Origin of the sequence: Calidithermus chliarophilus DSM 9957 (genome assembly GCF_000430045.1) — a bacterium.
Lineage (GTDB): Bacteria > Deinococcota > Deinococci > Deinococcales > Thermaceae > Calidithermus > Calidithermus chliarophilus.
The window spans coordinates 1,652,191-1,653,215 of record NZ_KE387023.1 but is presented as its reverse complement, the minus strand read 5'-3'; the positions used below and the strand labels follow the sequence as shown (position 1 = coordinate 1,653,215).

At 74.3% G+C, this 1,025-nt stretch carries 1 protein-coding gene; it reads left to right on the top strand.

Features of this window, described 5'->3' with window-relative positions:
- Nucleotides 1–856 (top strand): glycosyltransferase family protein (locus MEICH_RS24255; protein ID WP_036218460.1); only part of this gene is annotated, 856 nt, incomplete at its 5' end.
- Nucleotides 857–1,025: the final 169 nt, after the last annotated feature.

The window sequence follows — 1,025 nt, the reverse complement described above, 5'->3', positions numbered from 1 at the left end:
CGACGTCTACGCCCTGGCTGTGGCCCGCCTCCTCGCCCGCCGCCCCACCTTCCTCGTGCAGTCGCGGGTCTCGCTGCGGGCCTGGCAGGGCCAGGGGCGGCGGGTGGACCAGGCCTACGTGGGCCTCGAGCGCTTCCTCATGCGCTCGGCCGCGCGGGTCTACCCCCGCGAGCCCGAAGGGGCCGCCTGGCTCCAGCGGCACGGCGTCCCCCGGGCCGAGTACCTGGGCAACCCCATGCTCGACGCCGCGAGCGGCGACGCCGACCTAGGGCCCCCTCCCCCCTACCTCCTGCTGCTGCCCGGCTCCCGCCCCGACGCCTACTTCAGCCTGCCGGTAATGCTCGAGGCCTGCCGCCGCCTGCGCGAAACCGGCCTGACCCCCGTGGTGGCCTGGGCAGGCCTGGACCTGGGGGCCCTGCGCCTCCCCGGCTGGTCCCAGGAGGCTACAGGAAAGCCGCAGGGCGTCGTGCTGCGCCTCACCCACCCCGACGGCACCGTGGCGTATCTGGCGACCGGCGCCTTCCGCAGGGCGCTCGAGGGCGCCCGCCTGGCCCTCTCCACCAGCGGCACCGCCGCCGAGCAGGCCGCTGGCTTCGGCGTACCCCTCGTGGGCTTCCCCACCCCCGGCCCCCAGTACGTGCACCCCTTCGCCCAGGCCCAGCGCCGCATGCTCGGCCAAGCCCTCACCCTGACCGAGCCCGACCCCGCCGCCGTCGCCCACGCCGCGCTCGAGCTCCTCTCCAACCCCGCCCGCTACGCCCAGGCCCAAACCGACGGACGGGCCGCAATGGGCGAGCCGGGGGCTGCGGGGCGTATCGCGCGGGATGTTGACGGGTGGTTGGGTCGGTGTCGATAGTCGATAGTCGATGGTCGATAGCCGATAGCCGATAGCCTTTTGAAATCGATCATCCACTGGGGTTGTGCCCGCCCCATAAGCCGACTACAGCCCCACTTCCCCGTGGACGGGCGCTCGGTGGTCGCTGCCCCGCCCCGGCCGGGGTGTGCGGCTCACGCGGGAGGGGGTG